Source organism: Mesorhizobium sp. M6A.T.Ce.TU.016.01.1.1 (assembly GCF_003997065.1).
Classification (GTDB): Bacteria; Pseudomonadota; Alphaproteobacteria; order Rhizobiales; family Rhizobiaceae; genus Mesorhizobium; species Mesorhizobium mediterraneum.
This window is the reverse complement of record NZ_RZTJ01000024.1, coordinates 39,217-53,811: the sequence shown is the minus strand read 5'-3', so window position 1 is coordinate 53,811 and position 14,595 is coordinate 39,217. Positions and strand designations below refer to the sequence as shown.

The 14,595-nt window shown below is 62.3% G+C and carries 13 protein-coding genes and 1 pseudogene; 10 read left to right on the top strand and 4 right to left on the bottom strand.

Annotated elements, in window-relative coordinates; translation table 11 throughout:
• Nucleotides 1-29 precede the first annotated feature (29 nt).
• The 3 genes from EOC94_RS28620 to recJ all read left to right on the top strand — a co-directional run bounded on the left by EOC94_RS28620 (nucleotide 30) and on the right by recJ (nucleotide 4,314).
• A complete protein-coding gene (locus EOC94_RS28620; protein WP_127294839.1) occupies nucleotides 30-1,343 on the top strand; it encodes a homoserine dehydrogenase in 1,314 nt (437 codons plus the stop codon).
• A gap of 141 nt (nucleotides 1,344-1,484) precedes the next feature.
• On the top strand, nucleotides 1,485-2,468 hold the full coding sequence (gene glpX / locus EOC94_RS28615; protein ID WP_126106357.1) for a class II fructose-bisphosphatase: 984 nt from the start codon (nucleotides 1,485-1,487) through the stop codon (nucleotides 2,466-2,468).
• A gap of 61 nt (nucleotides 2,469-2,529) precedes the next feature.
• The gene (recJ, locus tag EOC94_RS28610) at nucleotides 2,530-4,314 is read left to right on the top strand and encodes a single-stranded-DNA-specific exonuclease RecJ (RefSeq protein WP_095485411.1); all 1,785 of its coding nucleotides are present in this window, start codon (nucleotides 2,530-2,532) and stop codon (nucleotides 4,312-4,314) included.
• Nucleotides 4,315-4,713: 399 nt separating this feature from the next.
• On the opposite strand, the gene EOC94_RS28605 is transcribed toward recJ, so the two are convergent.
• The 3 genes from EOC94_RS28605 to folE form a co-directional block, all read right to left on the bottom strand.
• Nucleotides 4,714-5,682: a patatin family protein gene (locus EOC94_RS28605; RefSeq protein WP_127294836.1), complete on the bottom strand. Its 969-nt coding sequence runs from the start codon at nucleotides 5,680-5,682 to the stop codon at nucleotides 4,714-4,716.
• 84 nt (nucleotides 5,683-5,766) lie between these two features.
• A complete protein-coding gene (hisI, locus tag EOC94_RS28600) occupies nucleotides 5,767-6,237 on the bottom strand; it encodes a phosphoribosyl-AMP cyclohydrolase (protein WP_127206601.1) in 471 nt (156 codons plus the stop codon).
• 136 nt (nucleotides 6,238-6,373) lie between these two features.
• Nucleotides 6,374-7,009, bottom strand: coding sequence for a GTP cyclohydrolase I FolE (gene folE / locus EOC94_RS28595; RefSeq protein WP_126041635.1), 636 nt, complete (start codon nucleotides 7,007-7,009; stop codon nucleotides 6,374-6,376).
• 241 nt (nucleotides 7,010-7,250) lie between these two features.
• On the opposite strand from folE, the gene EOC94_RS28590 reads away from it, so the two are divergent.
• Nucleotides 7,251-7,697, top strand: a complete 447-nt coding sequence (locus EOC94_RS28590; RefSeq protein WP_126106359.1) for an iron-sulfur cluster assembly scaffold protein — start codon at nucleotides 7,251-7,253, stop codon at nucleotides 7,695-7,697.
• On the opposite strand, the pseudogene EOC94_RS28585 reads toward EOC94_RS28590, so the two are convergent.
• A pseudogene (locus EOC94_RS28585) lies at nucleotides 7,694-8,609 on the bottom strand (LysR substrate-binding domain-containing protein). The gene EOC94_RS28590 and the pseudogene EOC94_RS28585 sit on opposite strands and share 4 nt — an antisense overlap.
• 342 nt (nucleotides 8,610-8,951) lie before the next feature.
• On the opposite strand from EOC94_RS28585, the gene yidD reads away from it, so the two are divergent.
• The 6 genes from yidD (at nucleotide 8,952) to EOC94_RS28555 (ending at nucleotide 14,595) form a co-directional block, all read left to right on the top strand.
• Nucleotides 8,952-9,323, top strand: coding sequence for a membrane protein insertion efficiency factor YidD (gene yidD, locus EOC94_RS28580; protein WP_126106361.1), 372 nt, complete (start codon nucleotides 8,952-8,954; stop codon nucleotides 9,321-9,323).
• Between the two features lie 135 nt (nucleotides 9,324-9,458).
• On the top strand, nucleotides 9,459-10,292 hold the full coding sequence (blaOXA, locus tag EOC94_RS28575; RefSeq protein ID WP_127294834.1) for a class D beta-lactamase: 834 nt from the start codon (nucleotides 9,459-9,461) through the stop codon (nucleotides 10,290-10,292).
• A gap of 169 nt (nucleotides 10,293-10,461) precedes the next feature.
• Nucleotides 10,462-12,438: a threonine--tRNA ligase gene (thrS, locus tag EOC94_RS28570; RefSeq protein ID WP_127294832.1), complete on the top strand. Its 1,977-nt coding sequence runs from the start codon at nucleotides 10,462-10,464 to the stop codon at nucleotides 12,436-12,438.
• A 231-nt stretch (nucleotides 12,439-12,669) separates the two neighbouring features.
• On the top strand, nucleotides 12,670-13,056 hold the full coding sequence (locus tag EOC94_RS28565) for a hypothetical protein (RefSeq protein ID WP_095485403.1): 387 nt from the start codon (nucleotides 12,670-12,672) through the stop codon (nucleotides 13,054-13,056).
• Entirely contained in the window at nucleotides 13,053-13,568 is a 516-nt protein-coding gene (locus EOC94_RS28560; protein ID WP_127294830.1) for an RES domain-containing protein, read from the top strand. Before EOC94_RS28565 ends, EOC94_RS28560 begins: the two co-directional genes overlap by 4 nt.
• Nucleotides 13,569-13,656: 88 nt before the next feature.
• Nucleotides 13,657-14,595 carry a GNAT family N-acetyltransferase gene (locus tag EOC94_RS28555; RefSeq protein WP_126106365.1) on the top strand — a complete coding sequence of 313 codons (939 nt, stop codon included), beginning with the start codon at nucleotides 13,657-13,659 and terminating at the stop codon, nucleotides 14,593-14,595.

Here is a 14,595-nt window from a genome sequence, read left to right as displayed (position 1 = left end):
GACCAAATCCTTGAGGGGCGTCGCCGGACATGGCTGAAGCGTTGCGTGTTGGAATTGCCGGTCTCGGCACCGTCGGCGCGGCGGTGGCGCGCGTGCTGCGCGACAAGGCGGCGGAACTGACGCGGCAATGCGGCCGCGAGGTCGTTGTGGCAGCCGTTTCGGCCCGCGATCGCAAACGCGACCGCGGCGTCGATCTTGGCGCGGCCAAGTGGTTCGACGATCCGGTAGGAATGGCGCAGACCGCCGACATCGATGTCCTCGTCGAGCTGATCGGCGGCGACGAGGGGCCGTCGCGCTCTTCCGTGAAAGCGGCGCTTGAAGCCGGCCGCCACGTCGTCACCGCCAATAAGGCGCTGCTCGCCAAGCATGGCGTGGCGCTGGCCGAGATCGCTGAGAAGAGGGGCGTGCTGCTCAATTACGAGGCGGCGGTGGCGGGCGGCATTCCGGTCATCAAGACGATGCGCGAGGCGATGGCCGGCAATTCGGTAACCCGTGTCTTCGGCATCCTCAACGGCACCTGCAACTATATCCTGACCCGCATGGAAGCCGAGGGCCTGTCGTTCGACGCCTGCCTGAAGGACGCGCAACGGCTGGGCTATGCCGAGGCCGACCCGACCTTCGACATCGAGGGCCACGACACCGCGCACAAGCTGTCGATCCTGACCAGCCTTGCCTTCGGCACGAGGATTGCCGCCAACGACATCTACATGGAAGGCATTTCCAACATCAGCCAGGCCGACATCCGAGCGGCCGGCGATCTCGGCTACCGGATAAAACTGCTCGGCGTCGCCCAGCGCACGGAAAGCGGTATCGAACAGCGCGTGCACCCGACCATGGTGCCGACAGCCTCGGTCATCGCGCAGGTGCACGGCGTCACCAATGCGGTGGCCATCGAAACCGACATCCTTGGCGAGCTTTTGCTCTCCGGTCCCGGTGCCGGCGGCAATGCCACCGCATCGGCAGTGGTCGGCGACATTGCCGACATCGCCAAGAGCCGGCCCGGTTTCCAGCACGGTCCGGTCTTCGGCCGGCCGGCGAAGGAATTGCGACCTTACAAGAAGGCGCAGATGCGCAGCCATGCCGGCGGCTATTTCATCCGGCTGACCGTGCATGACCGCATCGGCGTCTTTGCCGCCATCGCCAAGCGCATGGCCGACAACGACATTTCGCTGGAATCGATCGTGCAGCACGCCGCCGGGCCGGATACCGCTTTGCAGAAGACGGTCATCCTCGTCACCCACGAGACGACAGAAGCTGCGGTGCGCAAGGCCGTCGAAGGCATAACTAAGGACGACCATCTGACCGACAAGCCTCAAGTCATTCGCATCGAGCGGGCAGAGTAGAGATTTACGCTTTCCTTTCAATCGATTGATATCGTTGTGTTTTCAAAAAAGACCCGCTCAGGTCTTGCTGTTGTCATGGAGCTTTGACACAACCAGCGCGCCTCTGGCGGGAGGCAATGCACCAACGAGGATTGTCCACCGATGAACGTTGCCCAGAACATCGTCGCCGGCCTTGACCGGATACTCACCATGGAACTGGTGCGTGTCACCGAACGCGCCGCGGTTGCGGCGGCCAGGCTGCGCGGACGCGGCGACGAAAAGGCCGCCGACCAGGCCGCAGTCGACGCGATGCGCGAGGAGCTCAACCGTCTCGCCATCAACGGCACGGTGGTGATCGGCGAGGGCGAGCGCGACGAGGCCCCGATGCTCTACATCGGCGAAGAGGTCGGCTCCGGCAAAGGCCCGGCGGTCGATATCGCGCTGGATCCGCTCGAAGGCACGACGATCTGCGCCAAGAACCTGCCCAATGCGCTGGCCGTCATTGCCATTGCGGAAAAGGGCAGCCTCCTGTTCGCGCCCGACGTCTATATGGACAAGATCGCCGTTGGCCCGGGATATGCGGACGGTGTCATCGACATCGATGCCTCGCCGGCCGAAAACATCGCGAGCCTGGCCAGGGCCAAGGCCGTGGCGGTGTCGGAGATCACCGCCTGCATCCTCGACCGGCCGCGCCATGGCGCGCTGATCGAAGCGGTGCGCGCCACGGGCGCTGCGATCCGGCTGATCGGCGATGGTGACGTCGCCGGCGTCATCCATACCACCGATCCGGATGAAACCGGCATCGACATCTATCTCGGCACCGGCGGCGCGCCGGAGGGCGTTCTGGCAGCGGCAGCGTTGCGCTGCACCGGCGGCCAGATTCTGGGAAGGCTGATCCTCGACACGCCGCAAAAGGTGGAGCGCGCGGCCAAGATGGGCATTTCCGACCCGAAGCGGGTTTATCGCACACAAGACATGGCGCGCGGCGATGTGCTGTTCGCCGCAACCGGCGTGACCGACGGCAACATGCTGGCCGGCGTCAAGTTCGGCCGCAATTCCATCACCACGCATACGATCGTGCTGCGCTCGTCGTCACGAACCGTGCGCGAGATCAAAGCAAGGCACCAGGATCTGGAAAAGTTTTGATTCCCGACTCGGCTAGCCGTCGCATATTGTGAGAAATGACAATCCGCAGACGGCGCGTCGCATGACGGGCGAAAACCGTATCTTCCTCGATGTAAGGCAGTCGGCCACTGGTGTTTCCTGGGAACACCGGCTGACCGAGCGGCAGGACATGACCGCGCTTGCCATAGCGCAAGGCTATGGCGTGCCGGACATCGTCGCGCGCGTCCTTGCCGGACGCGGCGTGACCGCCGAGCAGACCGAGCGGTTCCTTGATCCGACCATCCGCGACCTTTTGCCGAACCCGGCGTCGCTGACCGACATGGACAAGGCCGCCGCCCGGATCGCCGCGGCAATCGTTGCAAGGGAAAGGGTGGCGATCTTCGGCGATTACGATGTCGATGGCGCGGCCTCCTCGGCGCTGCTCAAGCGGTTTCTCACACATTTCTCGGTGCCATCGGAGATCTACATCCCGGACCGCATCTTCGAGGGGTACGGCCCCAATCCGGAAGCCATGCGCGAGCTCGTCTCGCGCGGCGCGACGCTGATCGTCACCGTCGATTGCGGCACCAATAGCGCCGTTTCCATCGACGCGGCGAAGGCTGCCGGCGCCGATGTCGTAGTGCTCGACCATCACCAGCTAGGCGGCCCGTTGCCGGCGGCGGTAGCGGTTGTCAATCCCAATCGCGAGGACGACCTTTCGGGGCAGGGCCATCTTTGTGCCGCCGGCGTCGTCTTCCTGGCTCTGGTGCAGACGGCGAAGATCCTGCGCGACCGGCTGCCGGATGCCGCACCGCCGGACCTGCTTGGCTTGCTCGACCTCGTGGCGCTGGCGACCGTTTGCGACGTGGTGCCGCTGACCGGCGTCAACCGCGCTTTCGTGGTCAAAGGGCTGCAGATGGCACGCCAGCAAAGGAACGAAGGACTGGCGGCGCTGGCGCGGGTCTCGCGCATCGGCGAGCCGGTCAGCACCTTCCATCTGGCCTATCTGATCGGCCCGCGCATCAATGCCGGCGGGCGCATCGGCGATGCAGCGCTCGGCAGCCGCCTGCTCGCGACCGACGATCCCGTCGAGGCCCGCACCATTGCGGAGACGCTGGACCGGCTCAATCAGGAACGGCAGCAGATGGAGCTGGAAATGCTGGCCGCGGCACGGGTGGAGGCCGATGCCGAGCTTGCCGGCGGCAATGGACCGGCCATCGTCGTCACCGCCAGCTCCAATTGGCATCCGGGCATCGTCGGCCTGCTGGCCTCGCGGCTCAAGGACCATGCGCGCCGGCCCGCTTTCGCCATCGCATTCAACGCCAACGGCGTCGGCACGGGCTCAGGCCGTTCGGTGTCGGGCTTCGACCTTGGCCGGTTGGTGCGCGAGGCGGCCATTGCCGGGCTGATTGTCAAAGGCGGCGGCCATGGCATGGCGGCCGGCATCACTGTGGAGCGGGCGAAACTTGGCGCGCTCCGGGCCTTCTTCGAGGAACGAGCGGCGGCCGACGTGTTCCGGCTGCAAGGCGAGGAAAGCCTGGCGATCGACGGCGCGCTGGCCGCCGAGGGCGCGACGCTCGGCCTGCTCGATGCACTGGAGAAAGCCGGCCCGTTCGGCGCCGGGCATGTCGCGCCGATCTTCGCGCTGCCGCGCCATCGCCTTGCCGATGCAAGGCCGGTCGGCACCAATCACATCCGCGCCGAGTTGCAGTCGGAAAGCGGCGGCCGCATCCAGGCGATCGCCTTTCGCGCCGTCGATACGGCGCTCGGCGAATTCTTGTTCAAGAACAGGGGCAAGCCGGTGCATGTCGCCGGTTCGCTGTCGGGCAATCACTGGAACGGCAACCGCACGGTGCAGTTCCGCATCGTCGATGCGGCACGCGCCTGAGCGTTGTGAGCCGACTTAGGTCCTTAGCGCAGAAGTTTTGACAGGCCGGACGTGCTTGTATTGGCGATCGCATGCCTTGGAGATTAGCCGAAACGCCCATCGCTTCGTCATCCTGGGGCGGAGCAAGGAGCGAAGCGACGCGGCGCAGACCCCAGGATCCATGCCATGACATTGGAACGCCGCCACTGCGCAGAATTCTGCTCCGCTGTACTCTTTGACTAGCGTTACGGCATGGATCCCAGGGTCTCCGCGACGGAGCTTCGCTCCTGCTTCGCCCTGGGATGACGAAGTTGGGAAGGCTTCGGCCAATCTCCAATGTCGGCGATAGTCGACCCAGACGAACGGCGAAAATCCTGCCTGCCAACAGCCTGCAACCTGCCAAACACCTATGCCGACGAGCTAGGCCAGAACCGTCTGCAGCCGGGTCAACTCGCTGATCTGTGCCATCGTAACCTGATAGCCGATGCGGATCGCCTCGTCGGCGCGGTGGAATTCGGTCAGGCCGATATGGCTGAGCTTAGGCTGCAGCGACATATCGGGCGGGTCGCCGGCAAGTCGTGCACGCGAAATGCGGTCCTGGATGATGTTGAACGCCTCGACCATGACGCCGGTGATGCCGAGCCGTGTTTGGTACTGGTGCGCTGCGTCAAACAGGCCGGGCCTTGGCGCATCCTTTTCGACGACCAGTTCGCCGGCGCTGTGCTTGATGACGGCGGCGCGGCCGAACAGATCGTAGTGAAGGTTCACCGCGACCACGAGCGGCTGCTCGTAGGCGCGGCAGACCGAGACCGGAACCGGATTGACCAGCGCGCCGTCGACCAGCACGCGGCCGTTGCAAGTGACCGGTTCGAACACACCGGGCAGTGCATAGGAGGCGCGCATGGCGGTGATCAGCGAGCCGCCCGACAGCCAGATTTCATGGCCGGTGCGGATCTCCGAGGTGACGCAGACGAAAGGCTTGGGCAGATCCTCGAACCGGATGCCGGCCATATGCTCGCGCAGCCGTGCGTCGAGCTTCATGCCGCCGAACAGGCCGCTGCCGCGCAGATTGAGATCGAGAAGACCAAAAATGCGCCGCTTGGTCAGGCTTCTGGCGAATTCTTCCAGCTCATCCAGCTTGCCGGCAAGATAGCAGCCGCCGACCAGCGCGCCGATCGAGGTGCCGGCGATCATCGACACTTCGATGCCGGCTTCGTCAAGCGCGCGCAGCACGCCGATATGAGCCCAGCCGCGCGCGCAGCCGCCGCCCAATGCCAGCGAAATGCCTGTTTTCTTGGCGGGGTTCGTTTCGGATGCGCCGGCGGACGATGACAGGCCATTGGCCTCTCGAACGTCCAGTCGGTTGCGCGATGACGCCCATTCGAGCATCACAATCTCCCTTGTCCGACTGCCAACATAGAGGCTGGCAGTATCGAAATCATGAATATACGTGGTTGCAATTCGGCGAATGGTTCATTTGGATGGTTCACGGGGCTTTCGATACATTTCTTCCGCATCGAACAGCGGCTTGCTGCCGTCGCTGGCAAGCGTCCCCTTGCCGTCGATCAGTCCCACCGTCCGATAGAAGCAAGAACGCCGGCCGGTGTGGCAGGTTGCGTCGTGGCCCATCACTTTGACGCGCAACCATATGGCATCCTGGTCACAATCCGTGAGCATCTCGACGACGGTCTGGACGTTCCCGGACGTTTCGCCCTTCTTCCACAGAGCGCTGCGCGCGCGCGACCAGTAATGAGCGATGCCGGTTTCCAGCGTCAGCGCCAGCGCTTCGGTGTTCATATGCGCGACCATCAGCAGCATTCCGTCTTCGGCATCCGTAACGACGACGGTGACGAGGCCGCTGGCATCGAAGCGCGGCGAAAAGACCGTGCTTTCTTCCAGTGCCTTCTTGTCTGATGGAGCTTTCGGAAATTCCACTGCCGACATCGCCGGTCCTTGTTCAGAGCCTCGCCCATTCCGATAGGATCGGAATGGGCGAGGCTCTGTCTTGTTGTTTGGCCATGATCCTGTCCGAGAACCGGTTCCCACTTTTCGGTATCATGGCTAGCGACCGCGGGGGTCTTCAGCCCCTGCCGCCACGCACCATGGTGACGAAACGGACCTGTTCCTCGGGCGTGTCCTTGAAGACACCGGTGAAGGTCGAGGTCAGCGTCGTGGAGCCCTCCTTGCGGATGCCGCGCATGGCCATGCACATATGCTCGGCTTCGAGCATGACGGCGACGCCGCGCGGATTGAGCACATCCTGGATGACGCCGGCGATCTGTGCGGTCATGGCTTCCTGGGTCTGCAGGCGCTGGGCGAAGATATCGACGACGCGCGCGATCTTGGACAGGCCGACAACCTTGCCGTCCGGCAAATAGCCGACATGCGCCTTGCCGATGATCGGCACCATGTGGTGCTCGCAATGCGAATGGAACGTTATATCCTTGACGAGGACAAGGTCGTCATAGCCGGCGACTTCCTCGAAGGTGCGGCCGAGTTCCTCGGCCGGGCACTTGTCGTAGCCGCCGAACATTTCGCGATAGGCCTTCACCACACGCTTTGGCGTGTCGACGAGGCCCTCCCGGTCCGGATTGTCGCCGGCCCAGCGCAACAGCGTGCGAACCGCGGCCTCGGCTTCGGCTTCGCTCGGCCGGTCGGTGACCGGCTTTTCCAGATAGGCGGAGGGGGGCATGAATTTCTTGATGACGGCATCCATAAAGGCGTCTCCCGTAGTTCCTCTCTCAGGAGGAACGAGTTGAACGGACCACGACCTTTCGGGTGTTAGAAACGTGCCCTGTTTCCAGCCCGTAAGCGGCGTGAACTTGATTTGAGCACGGACGAGGTTGTTGGTTGCCTTGTCCATACCCGACTACCAGCATTATATATGATTGTGCCGAGCGAAAGGAAGACCGTCAGCGGCAATCGCTGTTCGCTCGGCGGCGACGGATTGGAAAAATATGATCGACGATGTCTACAATGCGAAAATTCTGGGATTTGCCGGGAATATCGCGCGGATCGGCCGGCTCGACCATCCCGACGCAACCGCGCGCGCGCATTCCAAGCTGTGCGGCTCGACCGTGACCGTCGATCTGAAGATGGATGACGGCGTCGTCACCGATTTCGCCCATGACGTTAAAGCCTGCGCGCTTGGCCAGGCGTCGTCCTCGATCATGGCGCAGCATGTCGTCGGCGCCAGCGCGGATGAATTGCGCAGCGTTCGCGAGACGATGCTGAAGATGCTGAAGGAAAACGGCGCGCCGCCGGAAGGCCGCTTCGCCGACCTGAGATATCTCGAACCGGTGCGCGACTATAAGGCCCGCCACGCCTCGACCATGCTGACCTTCGATGCCGTGGTCGACGCGATCGGCCAGATCGAGAAGAAGCGCGCCGAACAGGCAGCTTAAATACCTTCCAGAGAACGCTTGCTTTCGGCAAATTCGACCCGGACCCATTCGGCGAACGCCGCAGCCGGTTCGGATAGGTTGCGCAGGCTCCTGGCAACCAGCCAATAGGCGCCGCAAACTATGTCGGTGCCGAATGGCTTGATCAACGCACCGGTCGCCAGTTCCTCCTTGGCCAGCAGAAGGTCAGCCAGCGCCACGCCGTGCCCCAGCATGGCGGCCTGCTTCCGACAGCGACGCGTCCGCCAGCAACGGGCCACGCTCCCGCATCTCATCCGCGGCTACGCCTGCTGCCTCGAACCAGCGAGCCCAGCTCTGCCGATTTTCTTCATGCAGCAAGGTGTAGCGCCGCAGGTCGGCCGGGCTTTCCAGTGCCGGACCGGCCGCGGAAAGAGCCGGCGACAGCACAGGCGAATAGATGACCGAAGCAAGGCATTCCGCCTCGCTGCGCGGCCATGACGTGCTGTGGGCGCTGAAGCGCAGAGCGAGTTCGGCCTGATCGCTGCGGAACTCGATCAGGCGCGGGTCGACGTCGAGGGAAATGTCGATATCCGGCCGCAGCTCGCGAAATCGATTGAGCCGCGGCACAAGCCAGGATGCGGCAAGCGAAGGCTCGACGCTGACGCAGACCACGGATTGGGCCGGCGTCGCCATCATTTCCGAAAGCAGCCCATCGATTGCGTCGAAACTTCTGACGAGTTGATCGAGCAAGCGCCGGCCGGTGTCGGTAAGCTCGACGCGGCGATGGTGGCGCACGAACAAGGGCTGGCGCAGGAACAGCTCGAGTTCGCGGATCTGACGGCTGATCGCCGCTTGGGATACAAAGAGTTCGTCGGCCGCCCGGCTGAAGCTCAGCTGCCTGCCGGCGGCTTCGAAACTCCTCAATGCTGTCAGGGGAAGGCGCCCGCGCTTCATTTGCATAATCTCAAGTTATCCGAGGTGGAAACTATACTCGTTTGAGCATGAAGGCCAGCAGGGGTCAAATCGACACTCAAAGGAGATGAGGCCATGATCCAGTTTCTGAGCATTTTTGGCGATGTCATCCGGGTCGCGACATTTCAAGCGCGTGGCGCGAGGCCGCCATATGCCGGACGCTGCGAAGAGAGCGCGGCTGCTCGCTGCATATCTTGGCCGATCGGTATCCCGCCCGCCGTCCAAGCGCCTGAGGCGGACAACAGGGCGGTGATCAGAAGGGGATTGCGTTCTCTGGTCGAAGTCCACATCTATCGTGCAAGGAAACGCGATGCGGAGAATGCGGTGCGCGACCAACATGGGCATGCGCATGTCGCCAGGTCGCTCCAGCGCGGGCGCAACTGGCCCGGCCCGTGGCGCAAGACGCCCGGCCGCCTGCTGGGCACATCGCTCGTGCGTTTTTACCAACTGACGCTGTCCGGTTTTGTCGGCAATTCGTGCCGGCACCTGCCAACCTGCTCCGAATACGCGCATGAAGCGATCGCCCGCCACGGCCTGTGGGCGGGTGGCTGGATGGGGCTTTTCAGGGTGCTGCGCTGCGGACCGTTCGGCACGCATGGTATCGACCGGGTGCCGGAAGTGCTGGAAGACCGTTATGTCTGGTTCACGCCCTGGCGGTATTGGCGGATCGGAAAAAAGCGTGACCCGGAAGACTGATGGCGGTAGGGGCGTGGGCAATCGGGCAGATCTTTACGATTTGCTAAGCTTGACCGCATCTTGCGCATTTAAGACAAAATCGAGACAAGACGCCTCGCTAAGCCGCTCCTGACCTGCCTCAGGAGAGATTGCCAAATGCGCCAGATAGACCGCCGTCCATTCGTCTTCGCCTTGGTTCTCTATCTTCTGGCCTGGTTTTTGGGCTTTCCGATCCGCGCTCAATCAGAGCCGCAGAACGACGTTGAATGCACGCTGATCCTGGATGCTGCAAGCGGCGAAACGCTGTATCGGCAAGGGGTTTGCGACCAGCGCTTCAGTCCCGCCTCGACTTTCAAGGTCCCATTGTCGCTGATCGGCTATGATGCGGGAATCCTAATCGACGAGCACACGCCGGCATGGGACTACAAGCCGGAGTTCAATGCGGTGAAGCGGGACCAGAAAACCGTCGACCCGACGATCTGGGAGAAGGACTCGGTGCTGTGGTTTTCGCGGGAAATCACCCGCCGGCTCGGCAGCGAGCGCTTTGCCGGCTACGTGTCGAAATTCGACTACGGCAACACGGATGTTTCTGGCAACGCCGGCAAGAATGATAGCCTCACCCGGTCCTGGGTGAATTCTTCCCTCAAGATTTCGCCGGTCGAACAGGTGAATTTCCTGCGTCGGCTGCTTGACCGCAACCTGCCGGTTTCGGACAAGGCCTTCGCGATGACCAAGGCGATCTTGCCGACCTTCCAGGCAGGTGGCTGGACGGTGCAGGGCAAGACCGGGACCACCCGGCTTCGCAACGACGCCGACCAGATCGTGGACAATCGCTCGCTTGGCTGGTTTGTCGGCTGGGCGCAAAAGGATGGCCGCAAGATCGTCTTTGCCCGCCTTGTGGTCGACACGAAACGATCGGACACGCCCAAGGGCCCTCAGATGCGTGCGATGTTCCTGAAAGAGCTGCCGAATCTCATCAAACAAGACTAAGTGATCCACCACCCGCCTTTACGACGCGGGAATCTGCCCATAAAAGACTGCCGCCGGACGCATCCGGCTTTTACTTTATGCATGTGGTCGCCCCAAAACCGCTACACACTTTTGGGCGACATGCATTTCACCACCCGCGCTCGTTTGCGGGACTGGATAGGAGAATTTTATGCTGAATTCCGTTTCCCTGACATTTCCCGATGGCTCCGTCCGCGACTATGAAGCGGCGATGACCGGCGCCGGCCTGGCGGAATCGATCTCGAAGTCGCTGGCCAAGAAGGCCGTGGCCTACTCGATCGATGGCGTGGTGCGCGATCTTTCCGATCCGCTCGGCAAGTCCGGCAAGATCGAGATCATCACCCGCGAAGACCCGCGCGCGCTGGAGCTTATCCGCCACGACGCAGCACACGTGCTGGCCGAGGCCGTGCAGGAATTGTGGCCGGGTACGCAGGTGACCATCGGTCCGGTGATCGAGAACGGGTTCTACTATGATTTTGCCCGCAATGAGCCGTTCACGCCTGACGATTTCCCGGTGATCGAGAAGAAGATGCGCGAGATCATCGCGCGCAACAAGCCGTTCACCAAAGAGGTGTGGTCGCGCGAGAAGGCGAAGAAAATCTTTGCCGACAAGGGCGAGCGCTACAAGCTCGAGCTGATCGACGCGATTTCCGAAGATCAGGATCTCAAGATCTATGCGCAAGGCGACTGGTTCGACCTTTGCCGCGGCCCGCATATGACCTCGACCGGCCAGATCGGCAACGCTTTCAAGCTGATGAAGGTGGCCGGCGCTTACTGGCGCGGCGATAGCAACAACCCGATGCTAACGCGCATCTACGGCACGGCCTGGGCCGATCAGGCGCAGCTCGACGCCTATCAGACCATGCTGGAGGAAGCCGAAAAGCGCGATCACCGGAAGCTCGGCCGCGAGATGGACCTGTTCCATTTCCAGGAAGAGGGGCCGGGCGTCGTCTTCTGGCACGCCAAGGGCTGGAGGATGTTCCAGAACCTGGTCAACTACATGCGCCGCCGCCTCGACGAGCAGGGCTATCAGGAGGTCAACGCGCCGCAGGTTCTCGACAAGAGCCTGTGGGAGACGTCGGGCCACTGGGGCTGGTACCGGGACAATATGTTCAAGGTGACGGTTGCCGGCGACGACACCGACGACGACCGGGTGTTTGCGCTGAAGCCGATGAACTGCCCCGGCCACGTCCAAATCTTCAAGCATGGGCTGAAGTCCTACCGCGATCTGCCGGTAAAACTTGCGGAATTTGGCAACGTGCATCGCTATGAGCCGTCCGGCGCGCTGCACGGGCTGATGCGCGTGCGCGGCTTTACCCAGGACGATGCCCACATCTTCTGCACCGAGGAACAGCTCGCCGACGAGTGTATCAAGATCAACGACCTGATCCTGTCGACCTATGCCGATTTCGGCTTCGACGAAATCACCGTCAAGCTGGCGACCCGCCCCGAAAAACGGGTCGGCACCGACGCGATGTGGGATCATGCCGAGGGCGTGCTGCAGGACGTGCTCGACAAGATCGCGGCGCGGTCGGGCAACCGGATCAAGACGGGCGTCAATCCGGGCGAGGGCACGTTCTACGGGCCGAAGTTCGAATATGTGCTGAAGGACGCTATCGGCCGCGACTGGCAATGCGGCACCACGCAGGTTGATTTCAACCTGCCGGAACGGTTCGGCGCCTTCTACATCGGCTCCGATTCGGAAAAGAAGCAGCCGGTGATGGTGCATCGCGCCATCTGCGGTTCGATGGAGCGCTTCCTCGGCATCCTGATCGAGAACTATTCCGGCCATTTCCCGCTGTGGTTCGCACCGCTGCAGGTGGTGGTGGCGACGATCACCTCAGATGCCGACGATTACGCGCAAAAGGTCGTCGCGCAGCTGAAGGCGGCCGGACTGTTGGCGGAAGCCGATCTTCGCAACGAGAAGATCAACTACAAGGTCCGCGAGCACAGCCTGGCCAAGGTTCCGGTTATCCTCGTCTGCGGTAAGCGCGAGGCGGAGGAGGAGACGGTCAACATCCGCCGGCTCGGCTCGCGCGACCAGGAATCGCTTGGCCTTGGGCAGGCGGTGGCAATGCTTGCTGAAGAGGCGGTGACGCCCGACCGCAAGCGCAAACGGGCGGCCTAGACCTGGCTCTAATGGCGCATCCCTGTCGGTAGTGAGCTGGCGAAGCTCACGCCGACAGGGTTGACGTAGCAGACGCTTCGTATTTGGCATTTCGAGAAGGCGAGAATTCCGTCGCCGTTGATGGCTACTTTCTTTGATCTGAGCGCTGACCGAGGCAATCGGCACTTGATATGCAAAGAGATGTGCACATATTGTGCAGACAAGTGTCATCACAAGCGCCGGAGAAGACCGATGACAATCGCTCAGAATACGCAGGCCGCCATGGTGTCGGGCTTCGTGGAGAGCCTTCAGGAACCTCGCACACCTTACATTTCACCAAAACGCTTTTCAAAAGCGCTTGGTGTCCAGGTGACGAACCTGGCCGATCTGACGGGTGTTCACCGAAACACGCTTCGCAATCCGGCCTCTGAGCGACTGCAAAGCCGGATGCGCGAAATGATCAAGGCGATCACGGCCGCGGCGACGCTCACCGGAGATATTAGCAAAGCAATTTACTGGTATCGAAACGAGCCGATCGCCGAATACGATCACAAGACCGCAGCCGAATTGGTGGCCGAAGGGCATTTTGAAGCAGTGTTGAGCTATCTCCGCGACTTGGAAAACGGCGCGCGCGGATGAATCTCGTCCGCATTGGGCCGGACGAGGTCTTCCATCGCTACCTGACGCCGAGATGGGCATATGTTCCGGTAAGCGGCGCCGGTGCGGCGATTGACGGAGGTAGGTTCAATCGACCCGGGATCGAAGCGCTTTATCTCTCGCGCGCGCCGCAGACGGCTCTCGATGAATATCGCCAGGGAGCTTCAATTACTCCGCCAGCGACACTAGCGGCCTACAAGGTCACGTTGGATAAGGTTGTAGATTTGTCGACGGGGTATGATCCCCTCATCTGGGGTCACGAATGGGCGGAATGGGATTGTAAATGGCGTCTTATCGCGCGTATCGACAAGAAGACGCCGCCATCGTGGAAACTCTCCGACATACTGATCACGGCCGGTTGCCGCGGCCTGCTTTTTCCTTCGCTTCAGCATGCGGGAGGCACCAATCTCGTCATATTCAGCGCCAATCTGACGGCCGACGACAAGGTAGATGTGCATGATCGGTTGCCGCGCGATCAGTCGTCGTGGCAATGATGGCTTCATGGCGGTTGGGCGATCCCCCGCCATTTTCACATGCCCGCCATTTCACATGCTTGTCACGCCAGCCTTGTAACGAGCCCTCATGCTCAAGCTGAAGATGCGCGAAAGACCGTTTCCCGAGCTTTCCTATGCCAGTCCGCATCAGCCGGCATTGACGCGCTGGTTCATCCATTCCATCGAAGGCCTGTCCGGCCGTGATCGTTTCGCGGCGCTCTATGATTTTTGGCGCCGCCATGTGGTGCCGACCGACGAGCGCGTGTTCAGCCGCATGCTGGAACTGATCGACGTCCGGGTCCGAACCGCCGGCCAATGGCCGCCGGCAAACCTGCCCGGCACGCCGTTGGTGATCGTCGCCAATCATCCGTTCGGCATCGGCGATGGCATTGCGGTGCTCTCGCTGGCCGAGCAGCTTCAGCGCCCGTTCCGTGTCATGATCCACAAGGATCTGCTCAAGATCCGCGAGATGGAGCCCTATTCGCTGCCGATCGACTTTTCCGAGACCAAGGACGCGCTGAAGAACAACATGGCGGTCCGCCATGAGGCGGTGCGGTTGCTGAAGGAGGGCGTCATCATCGTCGTCTTCCCTGCGGGCGGCGTCGCCACCGCGCCGAAAGGTTTTGGCCGGGCGCGCGATCTGCCATGGAAAATGTTTCCGGCCCGTCTCGTCCAAGATGCCAAGGCATCGGTTATCCCAATGCACTTTTCCGGTCAGAACGGCCGGCTGTTTCACCTGGTCAGCGGACCGATGAATATGGCTGAGCGTGACGGGCGCGTGGCGAAGTTCGTCGGCAGGGCTTCGCTGACGCTACGTACTTCGCTGCTCATCCACGAATTCGCGCGGCTGTCCGGCAAGTCAATCGACGTGCGCGTCGGCGACGTGCTGGGATGGGACGAACTGGAGCCGCTGCGCGACCGCAAGGCTTTGCTCGACCGCCTCCATCGTGGCGTTTTCGATCTGGCGCCCACCGAATCGCGCGGCCGCGGCCAGTTCCTGCCGCGACGCATGCGCAAAGCCGCCTGA

Coding starts and splice junctions, on each gene's coding strand:
- folE (WP_126041635.1), bottom strand. CDS start 7,009: ATGGATGCCGTCATCAAGAAATTCATGCCCCCCTCCGCCTATCTGGAA.
- thrS (WP_127294832.1), top strand. CDS start 10,462: ATGCTGAATTCCGTTTCCCTGACATTTCCCGATGGCTCCGTCCGCGAC.
- glpX (WP_126106357.1), top strand. CDS start 1,485: ATGAACGTTGCCCAGAACATCGTCGCCGGCCTTGACCGGATACTCACC.
- EOC94_RS28565 (WP_095485403.1), top strand. CDS start 12,670: ATGACAATCGCTCAGAATACGCAGGCCGCCATGGTGTCGGGCTTCGTG.
- EOC94_RS28555 (WP_126106365.1), top strand. CDS start 13,657: ATGCTCAAGCTGAAGATGCGCGAAAGACCGTTTCCCGAGCTTTCCTAT.
- EOC94_RS28605 (WP_127294836.1), bottom strand. CDS start 5,682: ATGCTCGAATGGGCGTCATCGCGCAACCGACTGGACGTTCGAGAGGCC.
- blaOXA (WP_127294834.1), top strand. CDS start 9,459: ATGCGCCAGATAGACCGCCGTCCATTCGTCTTCGCCTTGGTTCTCTAT.
- hisI (WP_127206601.1), bottom strand. CDS start 6,237: ATGTCGGCAGTGGAATTTCCGAAAGCTCCATCAGACAAGAAGGCACTG.
- EOC94_RS28560 (WP_127294830.1), top strand. CDS start 13,053: ATGAATCTCGTCCGCATTGGGCCGGACGAGGTCTTCCATCGCTACCTG.
- EOC94_RS28590 (WP_126106359.1), top strand. CDS start 7,251: ATGATCGACGATGTCTACAATGCGAAAATTCTGGGATTTGCCGGGAAT.
- recJ (WP_095485411.1), top strand. CDS start 2,530: ATGACGGGCGAAAACCGTATCTTCCTCGATGTAAGGCAGTCGGCCACT.
- EOC94_RS28620 (WP_127294839.1), top strand. CDS start 30: ATGGCTGAAGCGTTGCGTGTTGGAATTGCCGGTCTCGGCACCGTCGGC.